Annotated in this window: 16 protein-coding genes and 1 tRNA gene; 14 read left to right on the top strand and 3 right to left on the bottom strand. The window is 68.5% G+C overall.

Annotation, left to right across the window (positions count from 1 at the left end; translation table 11 throughout):
- Window positions 1-1,206: hypothetical protein (locus HOP12_05465; GenBank protein ID NOT33604.1), on the top strand; the 1,206-nt coding region annotated here is incomplete at its 5' end.
- Window positions 1,203-2,456 carry a hypothetical protein gene (locus HOP12_05460; protein ID NOT33603.1) on the top strand — a complete coding sequence of 418 codons (1,254 nt, stop codon included), beginning with the start codon at window positions 1,203-1,205 and terminating at the stop codon, window positions 2,454-2,456. The genes HOP12_05465 and HOP12_05460, both read left to right, overlap by 4 nt.
- Window positions 2,457-2,503: 47 nt before the next feature.
- On the opposite strand, the gene HOP12_05455 is transcribed toward HOP12_05460, so the two are convergent.
- A tRNA-Lys gene (locus HOP12_05455) sits at window positions 2,504-2,579 on the bottom strand.
- Between the two features lie 191 nt (window positions 2,580-2,770).
- Between HOP12_05455 and vanZ the strand changes: the two genes are divergently transcribed.
- From vanZ to HOP12_05430, 5 genes are all read left to right on the top strand, one after another.
- On the top strand, window positions 2,771-3,145 hold the full coding sequence (gene vanZ, locus HOP12_05450) for a VanZ family protein (GenBank protein NOT33602.1): 375 nt from the start codon (window positions 2,771-2,773) through the stop codon (window positions 3,143-3,145).
- A gap of 4 nt (window positions 3,146-3,149) precedes the next feature.
- Window positions 3,150-4,487: a histidine--tRNA ligase gene (locus HOP12_05445; GenBank protein ID NOT33601.1), complete on the top strand. Its 1,338-nt coding sequence runs from the start codon at window positions 3,150-3,152 to the stop codon at window positions 4,485-4,487.
- A complete protein-coding gene (gene aspS, locus HOP12_05440) occupies window positions 4,484-6,310 on the top strand; it encodes an aspartate--tRNA ligase (GenBank protein NOT33600.1) in 1,827 nt (608 codons plus the stop codon). The genes HOP12_05445 and aspS overlap by 4 nt, the downstream gene beginning before the upstream one ends.
- A gap of 111 nt (window positions 6,311-6,421) precedes the next feature.
- On the top strand, window positions 6,422-6,628 hold the full coding sequence (locus HOP12_05435) for a type II toxin-antitoxin system HicB family antitoxin (GenBank protein ID NOT33599.1): 207 nt from the start codon (window positions 6,422-6,424) through the stop codon (window positions 6,626-6,628).
- A complete protein-coding gene (locus HOP12_05430) occupies window positions 6,625-6,837 on the top strand; it encodes a type II toxin-antitoxin system HicA family toxin (GenBank protein NOT33598.1) in 213 nt (70 codons plus the stop codon). Before HOP12_05435 ends, HOP12_05430 begins: the two co-directional genes overlap by 4 nt.
- A 9-nt stretch (window positions 6,838-6,846) precedes the next feature.
- Here HOP12_05430 and HOP12_05425 read toward each other — a convergent pair whose 3' ends face one another.
- Window positions 6,847-9,153 carry a carbohydrate binding family 9 domain-containing protein gene (locus HOP12_05425; protein NOT33597.1) on the bottom strand — a complete coding sequence of 769 codons (2,307 nt, stop codon included), beginning with the start codon at window positions 9,151-9,153 and terminating at the stop codon, window positions 6,847-6,849.
- 293 nt (window positions 9,154-9,446) lie between these two features.
- On the opposite strand from HOP12_05425, the gene HOP12_05420 reads away from it, so the two are divergent.
- From HOP12_05420 to HOP12_05400, 5 genes are all read left to right on the top strand, one after another.
- Window positions 9,447-12,176: a glucosidase gene (locus tag HOP12_05420; GenBank protein ID NOT33596.1), complete on the top strand. Its 2,730-nt coding sequence runs from the start codon at window positions 9,447-9,449 to the stop codon at window positions 12,174-12,176.
- Window positions 12,169-14,166, top strand: a complete 1,998-nt coding sequence (locus tag HOP12_05415) for a glycogen debranching protein (GenBank protein NOT33595.1) — start codon at window positions 12,169-12,171, stop codon at window positions 14,164-14,166. Before HOP12_05420 ends, HOP12_05415 begins: the two co-directional genes overlap by 8 nt.
- Before the next feature lie 79 nt (window positions 14,167-14,245).
- Window positions 14,246-14,809: a sigma-70 family RNA polymerase sigma factor gene (locus tag HOP12_05410; GenBank protein NOT33594.1), complete on the top strand. Its 564-nt coding sequence runs from the start codon at window positions 14,246-14,248 to the stop codon at window positions 14,807-14,809.
- Window positions 14,806-15,969 (top strand): hypothetical protein, encoded by a 1,164-nt coding sequence (locus HOP12_05405; GenBank protein ID NOT33593.1) that lies wholly within the window; start codon window positions 14,806-14,808, stop codon window positions 15,967-15,969. The genes HOP12_05410 and HOP12_05405 overlap by 4 nt, the downstream gene beginning before the upstream one ends.
- 60 nt (window positions 15,970-16,029) lie before the next feature.
- Window positions 16,030-16,494: a hypothetical protein gene (locus tag HOP12_05400; GenBank protein ID NOT33592.1), complete on the top strand. Its 465-nt coding sequence runs from the start codon at window positions 16,030-16,032 to the stop codon at window positions 16,492-16,494.
- Between the two features lie 80 nt (window positions 16,495-16,574).
- On the opposite strand, the gene HOP12_05395 is transcribed toward HOP12_05400, so the two are convergent.
- Window positions 16,575-17,750 carry a DUF4097 family beta strand repeat protein gene (locus HOP12_05395; GenBank protein NOT33591.1) on the bottom strand — a complete coding sequence of 392 codons (1,176 nt, stop codon included), beginning with the start codon at window positions 17,748-17,750 and terminating at the stop codon, window positions 16,575-16,577.
- Between the two features lie 245 nt (window positions 17,751-17,995).
- On the opposite strand from HOP12_05395, the gene HOP12_05390 reads away from it, so the two are divergent.
- Both HOP12_05390 and HOP12_05385 read left to right on the top strand, forming a co-directional pair.
- Window positions 17,996-18,538 carry an RNA polymerase sigma factor gene (locus HOP12_05390; GenBank protein ID NOT33590.1) on the top strand — a complete coding sequence of 181 codons (543 nt, stop codon included), beginning with the start codon at window positions 17,996-17,998 and terminating at the stop codon, window positions 18,536-18,538.
- The gene (locus tag HOP12_05385) at window positions 18,535-19,326 is read left to right on the top strand and encodes a hypothetical protein (protein ID NOT33589.1); all 792 of its coding nucleotides are present in this window, start codon (window positions 18,535-18,537) and stop codon (window positions 19,324-19,326) included. Before HOP12_05390 ends, HOP12_05385 begins: the two co-directional genes overlap by 4 nt.
- Window positions 19,327-19,339: the final 13 nt, after the last annotated feature.

The following is a 19,339-nucleotide window of genomic DNA, read 5'->3' as shown; positions in this document are numbered from 1 at the left end:
TGGCTGTGGGCGCGCCGCGCCTCCGATGCGCGCGGGCAGCTCGCGCGCTGGTCGTGGATGCGACGGCCGGCCGCTGCGCTGTGGCTCGCAGCCGGCTGTCATGCGGCGATGGCCGGCATCGTGGTCGGCGAGGCCGCACCCGCGGCGCGGGCGATCGCACTGCTGAGTGCCGTCGAGGCGATCGCGGTGTTGTGGGCGGGGCTCGAGCTGGTGGCGGCGCTGCCGCTCGAACGCCCGTATTCGGAGCACCCCGGTCCGTTGCGCGCACTCGGCCCGTGGCTGCCGCTGTTGCTGCCGGCGGCGGGCTTTGCGGTGCTGTGGCGTCATGCCGATTCGTGGATGGCGGCGGCTCCGGTGCGCGACGCAGCGCTCGCGCTGCTCGCGCTCACGTGTGTGCTCGCGATGCTGCGCGCGTTCAGCCGCCGGCGCTGGGTCGCCACGCTGCGGTGGCTGGCGGTCGCGGACACCGCACTCGCCGTGTTTCTGGTCGGGCTTCACGCGGTCACGCCGAGTGTGGCGCTGGTGCTGTGGCTCGCGAGCTACGGCGCGTGCGCGGCGCTGCTGGCGGGCGAGCTGCGAGGAGCCGCGCCTCGCCGCCGCGAGCATCTTCAGAAGTTGTGGCGACTCGCCGGCTGGAGCGCTTCGGCGGCGCTGGCCGCGCCGGTGCTGCTCGCATGCCTGTTCGGTGGGCGTGCGACGCCGATCGGATGGGTGCTGGTTCCGGTCGTCTCGCTGCGTGCGTGGATCGCCGTGCGTCGCCTGATCGAAGCGCCGGAGCGGCGCACCGTGACTCGACACGAACCGCTGCTGCCACTCACCGGCATCGCGGCACTGCTCTCGATCGCGCTCGCGGTCGGCGGGCTGTTGCTCGCCTGGTGGGAGGGATTCCAGGCGCCGTTTCCGCAACCGCTCCTCGTGTTGCTGCCGCCGCTGGCCGGCGGGCTCGCGGCCTGGCAGCTGCGCGGCAAGAACGAGTCGACCGCTCGCGCGATGGTCGAGTCGAGCGGACCGCGCGCGCGGGCACTGGCCCACGGGGTGTTCGTGTTCGTCACGCGACTCGAGCGCTGGGCGGTGAGTGTGATCGGCGCGATCGCGCGAACGCTGATGGCGCCACTGCGCGATCTGCACACCGGAGACGCGCAGGAATACCTGTTGCTGCTGGTCGGCCTCAGCATCTTCTCTCTGCTCGTGGCGATGCTGCAGTGATCGCGGAACTCTGGGCGCCGCTGGGCGCCACGCTCTCGACGCTCGCGCACAGCAAGTGGCTGTCGCTGGCGCCCGAGTCGCTCGCGTTGTGGTGCGCGCTGCTGTCGGTCGTTACCGGTGTGGTGCTGTTCGCGATGGAGCGTCGCGAGGGGATCGGCATCGGACGCCTCGGAGCTCTCGCGGCGCTGGCGGCGATCGCGGCGCTCAAGCTCGGCGGAGCCGCGACACTCGGACCCCTGACGCTCGCGGTGGTGGTGGCGGCGCTCGCGCGCGACCCCGACGAACTCCTGCACACCGAGTGCGGCGTCAAGCTGCTGTGGGTGTTGGGCGGCGCATGGGCGCTCTCGTTCGCGGGTCGCGAGTTGCTCACGCTCGCGACCGGAACGTCGATGGTGCGCGAGCAGTGGGCGGTGCTGGCGCTCGGCCTCGAGCCCCGCTACTTGTGGAGCACGGCCCTTCCGCTCACGTTGCTCGCCGGGCTGGTGCTGATCGGCGGATTTCCGTTTCACTTCTGGGTCGCGGATCTCTTCCAGGGTGCGCGCCCATGGCTCGCGCCGCTCGCGGTCGCGGCGTTGCAGGTGTGCGGCGTGCTCTGGATCGAGTCGCGACTGGTCGGCATCGCGGCGTTTCCGGACGGCGCGCGCCTCGCGAACGGGCTGCTGCATCAATTCGTGGTGATGTCGCTGGGCGCGGGCGCGGTCACGTTGCTGGTGCAGCGCCGTCCCGAGCGCTTCGCGGGCACGCTCGCAGGACTTCACGGAGCACTCGCGCTCGCGATGATCGTGGGACGCGACCCTCAGCCGGGCTGGCTCGCCGCCTGGTCCGCGCATCTGATGCTGGCCTTGAGCGGTGCCAACACGCTGACACGCTTCCTGCCCGCGCACTCGGACCCCTCGGCGGCCGGCGCGCCGCTGTTCCGCCGTCATCCGATCGAGGCCACGATCGGAAGCCTCTCGTTGTTGTCGCTCGCGGGCATGCCCGGACTACCGGGCTCCTGGGTGTGGCTCGACGTCGCGCGCCTGCTGGTGCGCAGCGGCCACAGCTTGGCGGCGCTGGCGCTCGCGATCGCGTGGGTGTTGGCGCTCTCGGGCGTCGTGATGCGATTGCGCATCGCGTTCGGGTCGAGCAGTGCGCGCGTGCCGCTCGCCCCATCGCCGCGCGCGGCACGCGTCGCGCTGGTCGCCTCGGGCGTCGGCGTGGCGCTGCTCGGCTGGTCGTTCGCGCTCGGTGGGTTTCCCGCGCGGCCCTGAAACAAAAACGCCCGACGCGAGATCAAACCAGCCGCGTCAGGCGAAGATGGTGCGCCCGATAGGAATCGAACCTATAACCCACTGATTAAGAGTCAGTTGCTCTGCCAATTGAGCTACGGGCGCAGCCGGGTGCTGCAAGGCAGATCGTTTCGAGAAGGAGGCGCGCACTCTAAGCAACGCCCTGTGACGCGTCAAGGCCGAGCACGCGTGAAACGCGGCGCATTCGCGGGTGCCTCGCACTTCCAGTTCCGGGTGGAGCGCGTGATAAAGTCCCTCGCTCATTCACTCTCGAAGGGCTCTCAGGAGGAGGCGCGATGGTTCGGGGCGGCACGCGATTCGCGCTCTACTGGTTGCCCGTCCTCGCCTACGTCGCGCTGATCTTCATCGTGAGCTCGCGGCCCGGGCTCGAACCACCGTTCCGGTTTCCGAACGCGGACAAGGTCGCGCACTTGTTCGAGTACGGCGTGCTCGGCCTGCTGCTGGTGCGCGCACTTCGCGCACATTCGCCATTCCGGGCGGCACTCACGGGCGGCATGGTGGCGCTGCTGATCGGCTTCGCCGTCGGCGCCGGCGACGAGTTCTGGCAGTCCTTCGTGCCCGGGCGCGAGAGCACCATCCTCGACTGGTTCGCGGATGCGCTCGGAATCACGTTCGCGCAGATCGTCTACCTGCTGTTCCGAAAGGTCTGAACCCATGGCTCCCCGCCATCAGGCTCCTCGCGGTACTCGCGACCTGCTGCCCGGCGACATCGAGCGCTGGCAGTGGGCCGAAGCCCGCTCGCGCGGCGTGATGGAACGCTACGGCTATCGCGAGATCCGCACGCCGCTATTCGAAGACTACGAACTGTTCGCGCGCACCTCGGGCGATTCGAGCGACGTGGTGCAGAAGGAGATGTACCGCTTCAAGGATCTCGGCGACCGCGATCTGGCGCTGCGTCCCGAGAACACCGCGGGCGTGTGCCGTGCCTATCTCGAGCACGGCCTCGCCTCGAAGGGGCGCGTGCACCGGCTGTGGTACGCGGGGCCGATGTTTCGCTACGGGCGCCCGCAGAAGGGTCGCTATCGGCAGTTCTGGCAGATCGGTGCGGAGGTGATCGGCACACCGGCGCCGGGCGCCGACGTCGAGATGATCGCGCTGTTCGTCGACATCTTCGACGCGTGGGGAATCACGGGCCTCACGGTCGCGGTCAACAGTGTCGGCACTCCCGAGTCGCGGCGCGCCTACGGTGACGCACTGCGCGAGTGGTTGGCACCGGTGCGCGATCGGCTCGGCGCCGACTCTCAACGCCGCCTCGAGACCAATCCGCTGCGCGTGCTCGACACCAAGGTGCCGGATGAGATCGCGCTGCTTCGAGGTGACGGGTGGCCCGAGCCATCCGGCGTCGCGCGTCCCTCCGCGTGGCCGCCGCCGATGCCGCACCTGATCGACGTGCTCGACCCCGAGAGTCGCGCGCACTTCGATGCGGTGCGTCACGGCCTCGAGACACTCGGCATCGCCTACGAGGTCGACCACGGCCTGGTGCGCGGGCTCGACTACTACACGCGCACCGCGTTCGAAGTGCACGACCGATCGCTCGGCGCGCAGAGTGCGCTGGGCGGAGGCGGGCGTTACGACGGACTCATTCAGGAGTTGGGAGGTCCGGCGACGCCGGGCGTGGGGTTCTCGATCGGGCTCGACCGTTCGCTGCTCGTGATGGAAGAGCGCGGACTCGGACCCACCGGCGGCGCCGTTCAGGTGTACGTCGCGGCGATGGACACCACGCGCGACCCGGCCGCGGTGCTCGCACGCACGCTGCGCAGGTCCTACGCAGTCGAACTCGACCCCGAAGCGCGGGGCCTCTCGGCCCAGATGAAAGCGGCCGATAAGAGTGGAGCCCGACTGCTGGTGCTGGTCGGCGAGGAAGAATGGGCGAAGGGCGGGGTGGTGGTGCGCGATCTGCGCGGCGGCGAGCAGGAATTCGTCATGAAGGATCGAATCGAGGACACGCTTCGCGCCCGTCTCGGCGCGACGAACCATGGGGCTCAGGGATGACGCAGGCGGCGGAGATCACGTTCGAGGGCATCGGCGACTGGAAGCGCTCGCACACCTGTGGCGCGCTGCGGCGTTCCGACGTTGGCGCGGGTGCGACGCTGATGGGGTGGGTGCATCGCGTGCGCGATCACGGCGGCGTGCTGTTCGTGGACCTGCGCGATCGCTACGGCCTCACCCAGATCGTGTTCCACCCCGAGACCGGCGGCGCCGCGCTGATGACCGGCGCCGGCCAGCTCGGCAACGAATGGGTGATCGCGGTGCGCGGCAACGTCACCGCGCGCCCCGGCGAGTCCGTGAACACCGAGCTGCCGACCGGCGAGGTCGAGCTCGACGTGCGCGAACTCAAGCTGCTCGCCGCCGCGGCGACGCTGCCGTTCAACGTGAACGAGGAGCAGCACCTCGCGAACGAAGATCTGCGGCTGCGCTATCGCTACCTCGACCTGCGGCGCCCGGAACTTTCGCAGGTCATGGAGCTGCGACATCGCGCCATGCAGTCGGCACGCGCCTATCTGTCGGGGCAGAGTTTCCTGGAGATCGAGACGCCGATGCTCGTGAAGCAGACGCCCGAAGGTGCCCGCGACTACGTGGTGCCGAGCCGCGTGCACGTCGGCAAGTTCTACGCGCTTCCGCAGTCGCCGCAGCTCTACAAGCAGACTCTGATGATCGCGGGCATGGATCGGTATTTCCAGATCGCGCGCTGCATGCGCGACGAGGATCTGCGTGCCGATCGCCAGCCCGAGCACACGCAGATCGATCTCGAGATGAGTTTCGTGGTGGAAGACGACGTGTTCGCCGCGGTCGAGGGACTGTTCACGACACTCTGGAAGGAGTGCCTCGGCGTCGAGGTCGCGAAGCCGTTTCAGCGACTGACGTTCGATGAATCCATGAAGCGCTTCGGATCCGACAAGCCCGACCTGCGCTTCGGACTCGAGTTCATCGACGTGACGGCGCTGAGCGCCCAGTCGCCGCGCAACGTGATCGCGAACGGCGCAAGGGCGCCGGGCGGGATCGCGGTGGCCATGGTGATTCCGGGCGGCGCCGAGATCTCGGGTACTCAGCTGCGAAAGTACGAAGACGTCGTGAAGAGCGCCGGTGCCGGCGGCCTCACGTTCTTCAAGGTCCAGGACGCCGACCGCGACAAGCAGCTCGTGATCTTTCCGGGCGAGCTGCTGGACCAGTTCTACGCGCACGTCGGCGCCAGGACCGGCGATGCGGTGGTGTTTACGAACGGACCGTGGGAGCAGACCTGCAAAGCACTCGGCGTGCTTCGTTCGACGATTGCGCAGCCGATCCTGAAGGGCGAGAAGTTCTGCGGGCTCGAGCCCGTGAAGCCGGGTCGCTGGGAGTTCCTGTGGGTCCGGCAGTTCCCGCTCTTCGAGTGGGATCCGCAGTCGAAGAGCTGGGCGCCGCGCCATCACATGTTCACGATGCCGAACCCCGAGCACCTGCAGTATCTCGAGAGTGATCCCGGCAAGGTCTATGCGCAGCTCTACGATCTGGTGCTCAACGGCAACGAGCTGGGCTCGGGCTCGATCCGCATTCACCGCCCCGACATTCAGGAGCGTGTGATGAGGGTGATCGGTCTCACGCACGAGCAGGCGCACGAGAAGTTCGGCTTCCTGCTCGAGGCCTACCAGTACGCCTCGCCGCCGCACGGCGGCATCGGCCTGGGGCTCGACCGAATCATCATGCTCATGGCCGGTCGCGACAACATCCGCGACACCATCGCGTTCCCCAAGACTGCGAGTGCCGCAAGCTTGATGGACGGCTGCCCGAGCGAGATCGAGCCGGAGCTGCTGAAGGACCTGGGAATCAGGTTCTAGGGACTCGAGCCGTTCCCCTCATCAGGGCGGTCGTCGGTTTGCTCGGCCGCTGCGCCGTGGTCGGACTGAGCGCTGGCACTCCCTCCCGACACGAGCGATAATCTCGCCGTCATGATCTTCCGAATTGAAGTCGAGCTAGAAGAGGATGGACGCTGGATCGCCGAGGTTCTGGAGCTTCCGGGCGCCATGGTCTACGGAGCCACCCGCGAAGACGCGATCGCGCGCGCGAAGGCCGTGGCGCTGAGAGCGATGGCAGAGCGGCTAGAACAGGGAGAAACCGCTCCGGAACTCGCGGATATCGCCTTCCGAGCCGCATGACCGTCTGGCCGAGCGCGCGAGCACGTCAGGTCTTTGCCGCACTCGAAAGAATCGGCTGGACGACGAAGCGACAGTCGGGCTCGCATCGCACGCTTCAAAGAGCGGGCTGGCCTGATTTCGTTTTCGCTTTCCACGATCGCGACGAGATCGGGCCATGGATGCTCGCCCGAATCTCAAAGCACACAGGTCTGCGTCCGGAGGACTTGTGACATGAATTTCTACATCTGCCACAGATAGCTCAGCTTCACGAAGATGTTGTTGTTCGTGACCACCATCGCGTCCCACGCGTCGCCGCGGCGCAGTGAGCCGTAGCCCAGGTAGACGACCGTACCCGGCCGCACGTAGTAGGTGCCGAGCACATCGAGCGTCACGCTCTTCGGCCGCTCCGAGATCTGGCCGGCCCTGTCATAGATGCGCTCGGAACGCAGCTCGGTGATCCAGCGCAGCGCCAGTTCCTTCGTGATCTGGTAGCCGAGGCGCAGCCGCGGAAGCACGATGTCGGCGTAGCGCGTGTCGTCATCGCGTTCCACCACCGCGGTCTCGAGGTTGAGGCTCGCGTCGAACTGATCGCTGAAACGCCAGTCGCTCCACATCGAGAACACGCGATCGTGGCCCTTCGCCACTTCGCCGAAGATCACGGTCTCGCCGATCGAGCCGTCGAAGCCTCCGCGCAGCAGTCGATACCGCTCGGAACCACCCCAGAAGTTCCAGCGGTTCTGGCCGCGGAACTCGGTGCCGTCGTGGAACGTGAAGGTGCGGTTGTATCCGGACCCGAGCCACGTATTGCGTGCGAAGCGCAGCTCGCCGCCCTTGCGGATCTCCTCGTCGACCATGCGTCCGAAGTAGGGTGCGCCGCCTTCGTCGTCGTGGCGTTCGTACTCGGTCCAGGTGTCGAAGTTGGTCCACCACGACTTGTTCTTGGACCAGTAGTGCTCGCTCGCCTCGAGCACGTAGATGACGAAGCCGGTGCGCTCGAGCGAGCCCATGTCGGCGCGGAAGTCGCGCGACATCGTGCCGAGGCCGGCGGTCACATCGAGCCGCCGGGTATTGCGGGTCAGGATCGCCACGCCGGCTCCGCCGCTTCGGCGTTGTCCTCGGAACTCGCGCAGTGACGCATCGAGCGTCGAGTCCTCGGCGGGGGACAGCGTCGCGATCGCGCCGCGCAGATCCTGGTCCCGCGCGTCGCTGAACGCTCCCTCGAACGACAGGTGGTAACGCTCGAGCATGTTGATGCGGCCGTCGAAGAAGCCGACGCGGTTGTAGGCGTCTCGCTGCTGGCGATCGGCGAGCATCACGCCGAGGAACGAGTTCTTCAGCACGTCCTGCTTGAAGCGCACGATGTCGAAGCGTGCGCTTTCGTCGTGATAGGGGTTCCGGGCGTCCGGCAGTGACTCGATCGACTCACCGGCGCTCTGGTCCATGGCGTGAATGAGCCCGACTCCGGTGTGCCCCTGCTTGCCGGTGAGCCGCAGGCCGTAGAGCGGATCGGCGATGCGGCGGGTGTAGACCAGATCGAGTTCGGTGCTGAAGATGTCGCGGCCCTCCAGGAAGAACGGCCGGCGTTCCTCGAAGAAGATCGCGAAGCGGCGGTTGATGTCGACCACGCCCGCGTCGGACTCGACCTGACTGAAGTCCGGCGTGATCGCCAGATCCGCAGTCAGGTTGGTGGTGAGACCGTACTTGGCGCCGATGCCGAACCGACTCTCGGAATCGTATTCGAGCGTGCCGTCCTCGCGCCGTCCGCTGCTCGATCCCGTCACCGTTGGGTTGATCTGCAGGTTGCGCCCCGGATGCACGTCCGCGAGTCCGGCGAGTGTCCCCATCTGCGAGTGGTAGGGCCCCTTGTCGCGCTGGACCGGCGACCAGTAGAGATGCCCCCCGTTGCGCTGGATGTCGCGGATCGCATTGAAGCCGAAGGTCACGCTGTCGCGGCTCGCGAAGCGGAGCGTCGTGAATGGGATCGCCATCTCGACCTCGAACCCGTTCGCGGTGATGCGTCCGCGCGAGGTGTAGAGGAAGTCGGGTGCGAGGTCGGAGTCGCCGCCACCTTCCACGTCGACGCCGTCCATCTGAATGCCGGCCGGGTTCGAGCACAGGAACATCGAGCGCTGATGATCGTTGTAGCCGTCGATGCTCACGCCGACCCAGTCGCCCTGCCAGATCTGGTCACGCGGCACGATCGGCGCCTCGACCAGGCGCGGATTGTCACCCACCCGAAACCCCACGTAGAGGTGCTTCTCGTCGTAGAGCACGAAGCACTCAGTTCCGAGCGAATCGGGAACCCCTTCGACCGGGCGGCCATGGGTGAACGAGTCGAGCACCGCAGCCTGCTGCCATTCGGCGTCATCGAGGGAGCCGTCGATGAGCGGCCCCTTCGCCACACGAGGCGCTAGAAAGCGAATCTCACCGCGGATACCGTGCAGCCGCAGCACCGCGGGCGGCGGGTCGGCGGCGAGGGCGGCGTTCGGGACCGCCGTGCCGGCGGCCAGCAGCCCCGCAAGCAGCAACGGCAGGTGTCTGAGCACTCTTCGGCTCGGTCGAATCGGGGGGAGCGACGCGATCACGGGACCTCCGGGAAGTGAAACGGCCGCGCATTCTACGCATTTCGCAGTCGCGGGTTGCCCGGCCGGGCCGGCCCCGTCGGACGGCGCCACATTGCGTCGCGCACCAAACCCTGCTCCCTTTCCACCCGCAGCGGGTGAGCGGAGGCATCACGGAGGGGTGGCCCCGACCGATCCTATGGAATACGCAGAGGTCCTCATGGTTCGAGCGGGAGCGCGAGGCGCACCGGCTCCGACGCTCGCGGAGGTGCACTGACATGTCCGGTCGCCCGGATCTCGAGGCCGAAGGGCTGCGCCTGCAGGAAGACGAGACGCGCACCCGCAACTGGAAGCGCTGGGGCCCCTACCTCTCCGAGCGCCAGTGGGGCACGGTTCGCGAGGACTACTCCGCGGACGGCACCTGCTGGGACTACCTGCCGCACGATCATGCGCGCAGCCGGGCGTATCGCTGGGGCGAAGACGGGCTGCTCGGAATCAGCGATCGCGAGGGGCGGCTGTGCTTCGCGCTGGCGCTCTGGAACGGGCGCGATCCGATCCTCAAGGAGCGGCTGTTCGGGCTCGGCGGACCCGAGGGCAATCACGGCGAAGACGTGAAGGAGTGCTACTTCTACCTCGACTCCTCGCCAACGCATTCGTACATGAAGGCGCTCTACAAGTATCCGCACGCCGAGTTCCCCTACGCGAAGCTGGTCGACGAGAACCGCGCGCGCGGCAAGGACGACCCCGAGTTCGAGCTCACCGACACCGGCGTGTTCGATGACGACCGCTACTTCGACGTCACCGCCGAATACGCGAAGGCCTCGCCCGACGACGTGCTGGTGCGCGTGACGATCGAGAACCACGGTCCCGAGGCGGCCGCGATCCACGTGCTGCCGACGCTGTGGTTTCGGAACACCTGGGACTGGGGCCGCACCGGCGAGGGCTACTGGCCGAAGCCCGAGATCCGTGCGACCGGGTCCACGACGATGCGCGCCGAGCACGCGACGCTCGGCGCCATGCGGCTCGAGGCGGCGCCGGGTCCGTTCGGGCTCGCGCCGCAGCTGCTGTTCACCGACAACCGCACCAACGCGGCGCGCCTGTTCGGCGGCGAGAATTCGACTCCGTGGGTCAAGGACGCCTTTCACGAGTTCGTGATTCGCGGTGAGTCCGCGGCCGTGAACCCGAGTCACGTCGGCACCAAGGCGGCCGCCTGTTACCGGCTCGAGATCCCGGCGCAGCAGCGCGTTACCCTGCGTCTGCGCCTGGTGGCCGAGAACGAGGCCGGCCCGGCACTGTTCGGCCCCGAGTTCGACGCGGTGTTCGAACGCCGCATCGCCGAGAACGACGCCTACTACGCGCTCCACCTGCCCGCCGCACTCACCGATGACGAACGCACCGTCGCGCGACAGGGCTACGCCGGACTCATGTGGTCGAAGCAGTTCTATCACTACGTCGTCCAACACTGGCTCGAAGGCGATCCTTCGCAACCGCCGCCACCGCCGGGGCGCGGCACCGGCCGCAACTCCGATTGGAAACACCTCTACAACCGCGACGTGATCTCGATGCCGGACGCGTGGGAGTACCCGTGGTTCGCCGCCTGGGATCTGGCGTTTCACACCCTGCCGATCGCGCGCGTCGATCCGAACTTCGCGAAGCAGCAGCTCATCCTGTTCCTGCGCGAGTGGTACATGCACCCGAACGGGCAGGTGCCGGCCTACGAGTTCGCGTTCGGCGACGTCAATCCACCCGTGCACGCGTGGGCGGTGTGGCGCGTTTACAAGATGACGGGGGCACGTGGACAGCGCGATCGGCTGTTCCTCGAGCGCGCTTTCCAGAAGCTGTTGCTCAACTTCACCTGGTGGGTGAATCGCAAGGACCTCGAGGGCCACCATCTGTTCGGCGGCGGCTTCCTGGGCCTCGACAACATCGGCATCTTCGATCGCAGCCAGCCGCTGCCGACCGGCGGGCACCTGGAACAAGCCGACGGCACCGCGTGGATGGCGTTCTACTGCTCGACCATGTTGTCGATGGCACTCGAGCTGGCGAGCGAAGACCCCGCTTACGAAGACGTCGCATCCAAGTTCTTCGAACACTTCATCGCGATCACCGACGCGATCAACACGCTCGGCGGCACCGGCCTGTGGGATGAGCAGGACGGCTTCTACTACGACTGGCTGCACCACGACGGCCAGAAGACGCCGCTGCGCGTGCGCTCGATGGTGGGATTGCTACCGCTGATCGCGGTCGAGAATCTCGAACAGCACCATCTCGACCTGCTGCCGGGATTCCGCAAGCGGATGCACTGGTTCGTCGAGAACCGTCAGGATCTCTCGCGCCACATCTCGTACCTCGAGGGCGGACGAGGAGCGAAAACCGGGCACGGGCATCGCCTGCTCGCGATCCCATCACGCGAGCGTCTGCAAAGCGTGCTCAAGTACATGCTCGACGAAAAGGAGTTCCTCTCGCCCTACGGTCTGCGTTCGGTGTCGCGCGTGCACGCCGAGAGTCCCTACTGCTTCTGGGCGGAGGGCAAGGAGTTCCGCGTGGACTACGTGCCCGGAGAATCGAACACCGGGCTGTTCGGCGGAAATTCGAACTGGCGCGGACCGATCTGGTTCCCGGTCAACTTTCTGATCGTCGAAGCGCTCGAGCGCTACCACCACTTCTACGGCGACGACTTCAAGGTCGAGTGCCCGACCGGCTCGGGGCAGTGGATGAATCTCGGTCAGGTGGCGGTCGAACTCGCGCGTCGGCTCGGCAGCATCTTCCTGCCGGGCGTCGGTGGCCATCGCCCTGTGCACGCCGGCGACGCTCGCTATGCCGAGGATCCGGCGTGGCGTGACCTGGTGCTGTTCTACGAGTACTTCCATGGCGACTCGGGACGCGGGGTGGGTGCGAGCCATCAGACCGGCTGGACCGCGCTCGCGATCCCGTGTCTCGAGATGGTGGCGCGCTCGCGACGCGACGCAAGTTCCGAGCGTCCGTTCACACCGGCAGGCCGTGGATAGGCGTTCGCTGGAGTGGCTCGAAGCCGACGGACTCGGCGGCTTCGCGATGGGTACGGCGGCGGGGCTTCGCACGCGGCGCTACCACGCGATCCTCCAGGTCGCGACCACTCCACCGACGGGACGCGTGACGCTCGTCAACGGGCTCGAGGTATGGGCCGACACCGATCACGGCGCGATCGCGCTGTGCACGAACACCTACGCGCCCGAGGTGGTGCACCCCGATGGCGAAGCTCGACTGCAGCACTTCGATGCCGAGCCGTGGCCGACGTGGCGCTATTCGGTCGGGGACGATCGGATCGTGGTGGCCGAGCTGCTGGTGCCGCGCGGCGAGCGTCGCGTCGCGCTGCGCTGGACGCTCGAGACCGCGAGCGGCGGGCGCCCGCGCGGCACCGCGGCGATCCGATTGCGTGTGCGCCCGCTGATGTCCGGCCGCGACATGCACGCGCTCCATCACGAGTCGGCGGCGTTTCGATTCGAGGCCGAGCCCGCCGTGGGTGTGGTGCGCTGGCGCCCGTACGAGAGTCTGCCCGAGATCCTCGCGCTCACGAACGGCACCTACCGGCACGCGCCCGAGTGGTACCGGACCTTCGTCTATCTCGAGGAGCGTGCGCGCGGGCTCGATCACGTCGAAGATCTCGCATCTCCCGGCGAGTTCAGCTTCGACCTCGCGGGCGGAGCGGCCGTGATGGTGCTCGAAGCGCAGCTCGATGTGCAGCCCGATGCGCAGCCCGAAGCCCCGGCGACGACCGCCGCCACCGCCGAGGCGCTCGTCGCGCGACTGCGCGCGTCGGAGCGACGGCGACGGCGCGGATTCGCGACCCGGCTGCATCGCGCGGCCGATGCCTATCTCGTGCAACGCGGCGCCGGGCGCACGGTGATCGCCGGCTACCCGTGGTTCACCGACTGGGGACGCGACACGTTCATCGCGCTGCGCGGGCTGTGCCTGGCAGGCGGACGTCTCGACGATGCGGGGCGGATCCTCGACGAGTGGGCGGGCGAGGTCTCGGAAGGCATGCTGCCGAATCGCTTCGTCGAAGGCGCCGAGGCGCCGGAGTTCAACTCGGTCGATGCTTCGCTGTGGTACGTGGTGGCGGCACACGAGTGGCTGCTCGCGATGCGGGCATCGAGTCGTCGCGTTCCCCGTGCGCAGCGCGAGAGGCTGCTTGGCGCCGCCACGGCGATCCTCGACGGCTACGCCCGTGGCACGCGCTTCGGCATCCGACTCGACGACGACGGCCTCATCGCCGCAGGTATTTCCGGCGTTCAACTCACGTGGATGGATGCGAAGGTCGGCGACTGGGTCGTCACCCCGCGAATCGGCAAGCCGGTCGAGATCCAGGCACTGTGGCTGAACGCGCTGCGTCTTGCGGGCGAGCACTCGAAGCGCTGGTCCGAGCGGTTCGAACACGGACTCGCGAGCTTTCGCGAGCAGTTCTGGAGCGAGTCGCGCGGTCATCTGGCCGATGTGGTCGACGTCGATCACCAGGCGGGGCGCGTGGACTGGACGTTTCGCCCCAATCAACTGTTTGCGATCGGCGGGCTGCCGTACGCCTTGATCGACGGCGATCGCGCGCAGCGACTGTTGCACGCGTGTGAGGAGCGGTTGTGGACCCCGCTCGGCCCGCGCTCGCTGGCGCCCGGTGAGCCCGGCTACGCGCCACGCTACGAAGGCGGAGTGCTGGAGCGGGACGCGGCCTATCATCAAGGCACCGTGTGGCCGTGGCTCACGGGCGCGTTCGTCGATGCGTGGCTGCGACTCCATCCCGACACCGACCAGGCCCGCGCCCAGGCGCGCGAGCGCTTTCTGGTGCCGCTGCTCCAGCATCTCGACGCGGCGGGGCTCGGGCACGTGTCCGAGATCGCCGACGCCGAGACCCCTCATCGGCCCCGTGGCTGCCCTTTCCAGGCCTGGTCGGTGGGTGAAGTGTTGCGTCTCCAGGCGCGATTGGCGTCGGCGGATAACACTCTCGTCCCGCGCCGCGTCCGTTAGCGTGACGGCCTGGCGCCCGGCGTGGCGCCGGGCACCCGGCCGCCCGCTCGCGGCCATCGACCGAGACCCGAGGAACGCCATGCCGGCGGACGATGCGGTCGCGGCGGAGTCAGTCGGTGCCGACGTCCGTGCGTCTCAGCGCGGCGATCGGCGAGCCTTCGAGCGGCTCTACGCACGCTACGGACGCATGGTGCACGGCATCGTGATCGCACGGGCGCCGCGCACCGAGACGGAGGATCTGGTGCAGGAGGTCTTCATCCAGGCGTGGACGCGGATCGGTACGCTGCGCGAGCCGGATGCCTTCGGTGGCTGGCTCGCGCAACTCGCGCGTCACCGCTCGACCGACGCGCTGAGACGCGGGCGTGCGCCCGAGCCGCTCGACCCCGAGCTGGCCGCACCCGACTCGCATCACGCCGAGGCGATTCGAGTGCTCGCGCTGATTCGAGCACTTCCCGAAGCGTATCGCGAGACGCTGGCGCTGCGCTTGATCGAAGGGCTCACCGGGCCCGAGATCGCTGCGATGACCGGCATGCAGCCGGGCTCGGTGCGCGTCAACCTGCACCGCGGCATGACGCTGCTGCGCGAGCGCCTGGGCGTGGATGGCGCGCAGCGCATGCCGGGCGCAGCGGGGGGAAGCTCGTGACGCCCGACGACCTGCGCCCGCGCGGCCCGGAGCCCGACGACTACCTGTGGGATCGCAGCGGACCCGCGGACCCGACGATCGACCGCGTCGAACACGCGCTGTCATCGCTTGCGCACCGACCGATCCCGCTCGAGCTTCCCGCGCCGCGAGGCGCGTCGCGATTCGAGTGGCTGCTTCGACTGCCGGCGCCCGCCCGCGTGGCATTCGCCGCCGCGCTGGTCGTGGCTTCGGTGTTCGGGGGTCGCGTGCTCACGATGCGTTGGGCGAGCGGGCGTGGGTTCGAGGTGGTGCGGGTCGCGGGCGAAGTGCGACTCGCTCGTGCCGGGGAGCGCGGAGGCGCGGCGGGAGCGCGCCGCACGCTCGCTGCGCACGATCGGTTGCGACGTGGTGAGTGGCTCGAAACCGGACCCGACGCGGGTGCGCGGCTCACGATCGGGACGATCGGTGTGGTCGAAGTCGGATCGCGTTCGCGCGTGCGGCTGCTCGAGACCACCACCGACGATCATCGCCTGTCGCTCGCCGAAGGCGAGCTGCGCGCCATCATCATCGCGCCTCCGCGCCGCTTCTTCGTCGAGACGCCGGCCGCGCTCGCGGTCGATCTGGGCTGCGCCTACACGCTGAATGTCGCGCCGAGCGGCGCTTCGAACCTGTCGGTCGACATCGGGTGGGTGAGCCTCGAAGCCGAGGGCCGCGAGTCGTTCATTCCCGCCGGCGCACGCTGCATCTCGCTGCCCGGGCGCCCGCCCGGCACGCCGTGCTTCAACGACGCCAGTGCCGCGCTCAAGAATGCGCTGCACGCGTTCGACTTCGGAATCGGCGCAGCGAGTGTCGCCGACTCGGCGCTCGCGATCGTGGTGAGCGAGTCGCGCCGTGAAGATGCGCTCACGCTCTGGCATCTGCTCTCGCGCACGCGTGGCGCGGTGCGCGGCAGCGTGTTCGACGCGCTGGCGGCGCGTGTGCCGCCGCCACCGGCGGTGACTCGCGCGGGCATCCTGGCCGGCGAGCGCGGCATGTTCGACGCCTGGTGGGATGCGCTCGGCTACGGCGATACCGCCGCGTGGCGCCGCTGGTTGCGCCCCTGGAGTGACGTGGCCGCGGGCCCCGCGGCTACGAGCGCTCGCGTCGAGCCGGCCGTCGTCGCTAACGCTTCAGCCCGCTGACCCGTCCTCAGGAGTGAAGCCGCGAGAGCGCGGCTCGCACCACTCACTCGGAGGTTCGCGATGAAGCCGTCCCTGTCGCTGCTCGCCGTTGCGCTGGTCGCCGCCGTCTCGATCTCCGGTTCGTCCGCAAGAGCCGGTGGCCAGGTGAACATCCGCCCGCTCGGCGCGATTCGCGCCGCAACCGCCGCGCAGCTTCAGCCGTCGAGTGCCGGACAGGCAGCCGTCGCCGCGGTCCGGGTCGAGGCCGGCAAGGAGTTCGATCTTCCGTTCGAGTTGACCTACCCGAATGGCGAGCCGGTCAAGAACGCGCATCCGATCGTGATCGCGCGTTCGGGACGCCGGGTGCTCGAGATCCACGCGCGACCGGCCAAGGCCGAGGGCGTCTACCAGGCCCAGGTGAAGCTGCCCGCGACCGGTGACTGGTCGCTGGTGATCGATGCGCGCATTTGCGGCAACACCTGCACGCTCTCGAACGTCACCGCGCTCGCGGCGGGGACCCGGCAGGACCGCGTCGCCGCGCAGTAGCCACCATCGCTTCGTCGCCAAACGAATCGCGCCGCCGGGGGACCCTCCGGCGGCGCGTTTCGTCTCACCGCGTCACCGCCTCACTCGAACGGAAGCGACCGCCCGAAGAAGGTTCCCGAACCCCAGCTCCCGACACTCGACGACGAGGAGGACGATGCACGCGGCCGAATCTGCACACTGCCAGATCCGGTATCGACCCGGAGCCGACCGCGGCCATCCCCGATCCGGCCGCGCGCTTCATCCCGCTCGCTCACGCTGGAGCGATGCGTCACCTCGATGTCGATCCCACCACTGCCAGTACTGATGTCGTACTCCGCGCCGAACTCACGCGGCAATCCGAGCGTCACTTCGCCGGACCCGGTGTCGAGTACTACCGACTCGGCGTCCGTCACCATGTCGAGCATCACCGAGCCGCTGCCGGTGTCTGCGAGCACGTCGTCGGCCGAGACGGCACCGAGCGAAACGTCGCCGGATCCGGTGTCCACCTTGAGCGTGCTGACCTGGGCGCCCATCAGCTTCACGTCACCCGATCCGGTGTCGATGCTCAGCCGTTCGCCCTTCTGCTTGACCACCACCACGTTGCCGGAACCGGTATCGATCAGCATGTCGCCGCTGCTGTCGCGCACGTCGACGTCACCCGAGCCGGTATCGATGGTCACGTCGCCGGTGAGCCCCCTCGCGTGCACATCGCCGCTGTGGGTGTCGAGACGCAGCTTCGAATCGGTTCCGGTCGCGTTAATATCGCCGGCCGCCAGAAACACCTCGGTCGCCTGACGCGGCGGAATCGCGATCTCGAGATCCGCCCACGCTTCCAGCCCACTGCCCGAGCCCGAGATCCTCACGCTATTGGAACCGCTGAACAGCGACCATGAGATCCCGCCGAACGTGCCGTTCTCGTCGATGTGCGTCTCGGTGTTCGAGCCGCGACCGAGCGCCGGGTAGATGATGCGCCGGCCCGGGAAGATCACGCGCAGCGACTCGCGGCCGTTGAGTCGTCCGGTCTCGACCCGCAGTTTGGCGGCGTCGCGGCCGCCGCGCTTCACGGTGACCACTACGTCGGTCCCGGTGCCTCGCACCACCGTCACCTTGCCGGCGAGGTCGTAGATCGCAACCGGCCCGAGGCTCGAGCCGCTCAGCGTGTAGCGGTCGGAGGTCTGCGCATGCGGCGCGGAGGTCATGACGGCGAGTGCGGACGCGGCGAGCAGACCACGCACCAGCGTGCTGCGAACGGTGCGGCGGGTAGCGATCGGCGGCATCTTCGTGTCCCTCGTTCGTGCGGTTGGCTCGGTCGGACCGGTTCCGGGGTCGGCGCAGTGTCATAGACACGCGATTGCGGGAAAGGGTTGGACCGGCGGTGGTTCCGGGGTGACGACGTCGCGCCTACGGCGCAGGCCCCGAAACGGTTTCATCCCCATGGGACGGGCCCGAATGCGGTACAAGTTTCAACCTTCTGGGCACCTGGCCGGTCCCAGCTAGAGGACGCTTGATCCCCGGAGTCCGTGTGAAGAGCCCGCCGTCATCCGAAATCCGAAGTGATGACCTGGTCGAGGCCCGACGGGCGGCGGCCGGGGACGTGCGCGCATTCGAGCGGCTGTACCGGCAGCACGTCGGCAGGGTGAACGCCCTGGCCCGGCGGATGGCGGGAACCGAAGATGCCGAAGAGCTGACGCAGGAGGTATTCGTGAGGGCGTGGGAGCGGCTCGAGAGCTTTCGAGGCGACTCGGCGTTCGGCACCTGGCTTCATCGGGTGGCGATCAACTTCATCCTCACGCGGCGTACCCGACGGAATCTCGAGTGGTCGCGACGCGACGACACCGAAGGGGCGCTCAACCAGGTGCCGGCGCGGGTCACGGCCGGAGAACACGGGATCGACTTCGAGCGGGCGATCGGGAGGCTTCCGAGCGGCGCGCGACAGATCTTCGTGATGCACGATGTCGAGGGATTCAAGCACGAGGAGATCGCCGAGGCGCTCGGCGTGACGACCGGAACCACCAAAGCGCAGCTGCACCGCGCCCGCATGCTGTTGAGGGGGCATCTCGAGTGAACGGCTTCGAACACGACGAGCGCTGGAACGAGCGACTGAGCGAGCATCTGGATGGCACGCTCGACGCGGCGACCCTGCGCGAGGTGGACTCGCATCTCGCCGGGTGTGCGAGCTGTCGGGCCGTGCGTGCCGAGCTCGAACGGGTCCGCGATGCCGCGCGCGTGATGGATCCGATCGCTCCTTCGCGCGACCTGTGGCCCGCGATCGAAGCGCGCCTCGCCGCGCGCACCGCTCAGGCACCGCTCGCTGCGGCGCGGCCCGCGAGTGACGCCGAGCCGCAACGGGTGCTGCGCCTGCCGGGTGCCCGCTGGTGGGAGCGGCGTTTCTCGCTTGGACTGCCGCAGGCACTCGCCGCCGCCGTGCTGCTGGTCGCGGTCGCCGGCGGCCTCTCGTGGCTCTCGATGCGCCAGCAGCCGAGCCGTGTGGTGGCGAGCCGCGAGCCGGGGCCGCAATCGCTCGCGCCAGGTGCTCCGGCGCCGAGTGTCTCGCCCGGCCTCTCGAGCGATCCAGGCGCCGATGCGGTGTTCGCCTCGGTCGATCCGCGCTACGACGCGACCATCGCCGAGCTGCAACGGGTCCTCGTTCACGAACGCGCGAACCTCGACACCTCGACCGTTCGCATCGTCGAGCAGAACCTGGGTCTCATCGACCGGGCGCTCGGCGAAGCGCAGCGGGCTCTGGAGAACGATCCATCGAATGCCTATCTTCGCTTCCACCTCGCCGCCACCATGAAGCGCAAGGTGGAGCTGCTGCGGCGCGCGACCGTCATCGCCGGCGCCCAGGGCTGAACCCTCCGGAGGA

The sequence above is a fragment of the Candidatus Eisenbacteria bacterium genome, from assembly GCA_013140805.1.
Taxonomy (GTDB): domain Bacteria; phylum Eisenbacteria; class RBG-16-71-46; order RBG-16-71-46; family RBG-16-71-46; genus JABFRW01.
The sequence above is the reverse complement of the archived record's forward strand: the minus strand, read 5'-3'. Positions and strand labels throughout refer to the sequence as shown.

Bases quoted from the DNA above. Each gene is read 5' to 3' on its own strand.
- vanZ (NOT33602.1), top strand. From the start codon at position 2,771: ATGGTTCGGGGCGGCACGCGATTCGCGCTCTACTGGTTGCCCGTCCTC.
- HOP12_05445 (NOT33601.1), top strand. From the start codon at position 3,150: ATGGCTCCCCGCCATCAGGCTCCTCGCGGTACTCGCGACCTGCTGCCC.
- aspS (NOT33600.1), top strand. From the start codon at position 4,484: ATGACGCAGGCGGCGGAGATCACGTTCGAGGGCATCGGCGACTGGAAG.
- HOP12_05435 (NOT33599.1), top strand. From the start codon at position 6,422: ATGATCTTCCGAATTGAAGTCGAGCTAGAAGAGGATGGACGCTGGATC.
- HOP12_05430 (NOT33598.1), top strand. From the start codon at position 6,625: ATGACCGTCTGGCCGAGCGCGCGAGCACGTCAGGTCTTTGCCGCACTC.
- HOP12_05420 (NOT33596.1), top strand. From the start codon at position 9,447: ATGTCCGGTCGCCCGGATCTCGAGGCCGAAGGGCTGCGCCTGCAGGAA.
- HOP12_05410 (NOT33594.1), top strand. From the start codon at position 14,246: ATGCCGGCGGACGATGCGGTCGCGGCGGAGTCAGTCGGTGCCGACGTC.
- HOP12_05400 (NOT33592.1), top strand. From the start codon at position 16,030: ATGAAGCCGTCCCTGTCGCTGCTCGCCGTTGCGCTGGTCGCCGCCGTC.
- HOP12_05395 (NOT33591.1), bottom strand. From the start codon at position 17,750: ATGCCGCCGATCGCTACCCGCCGCACCGTTCGCAGCACGCTGGTGCGT.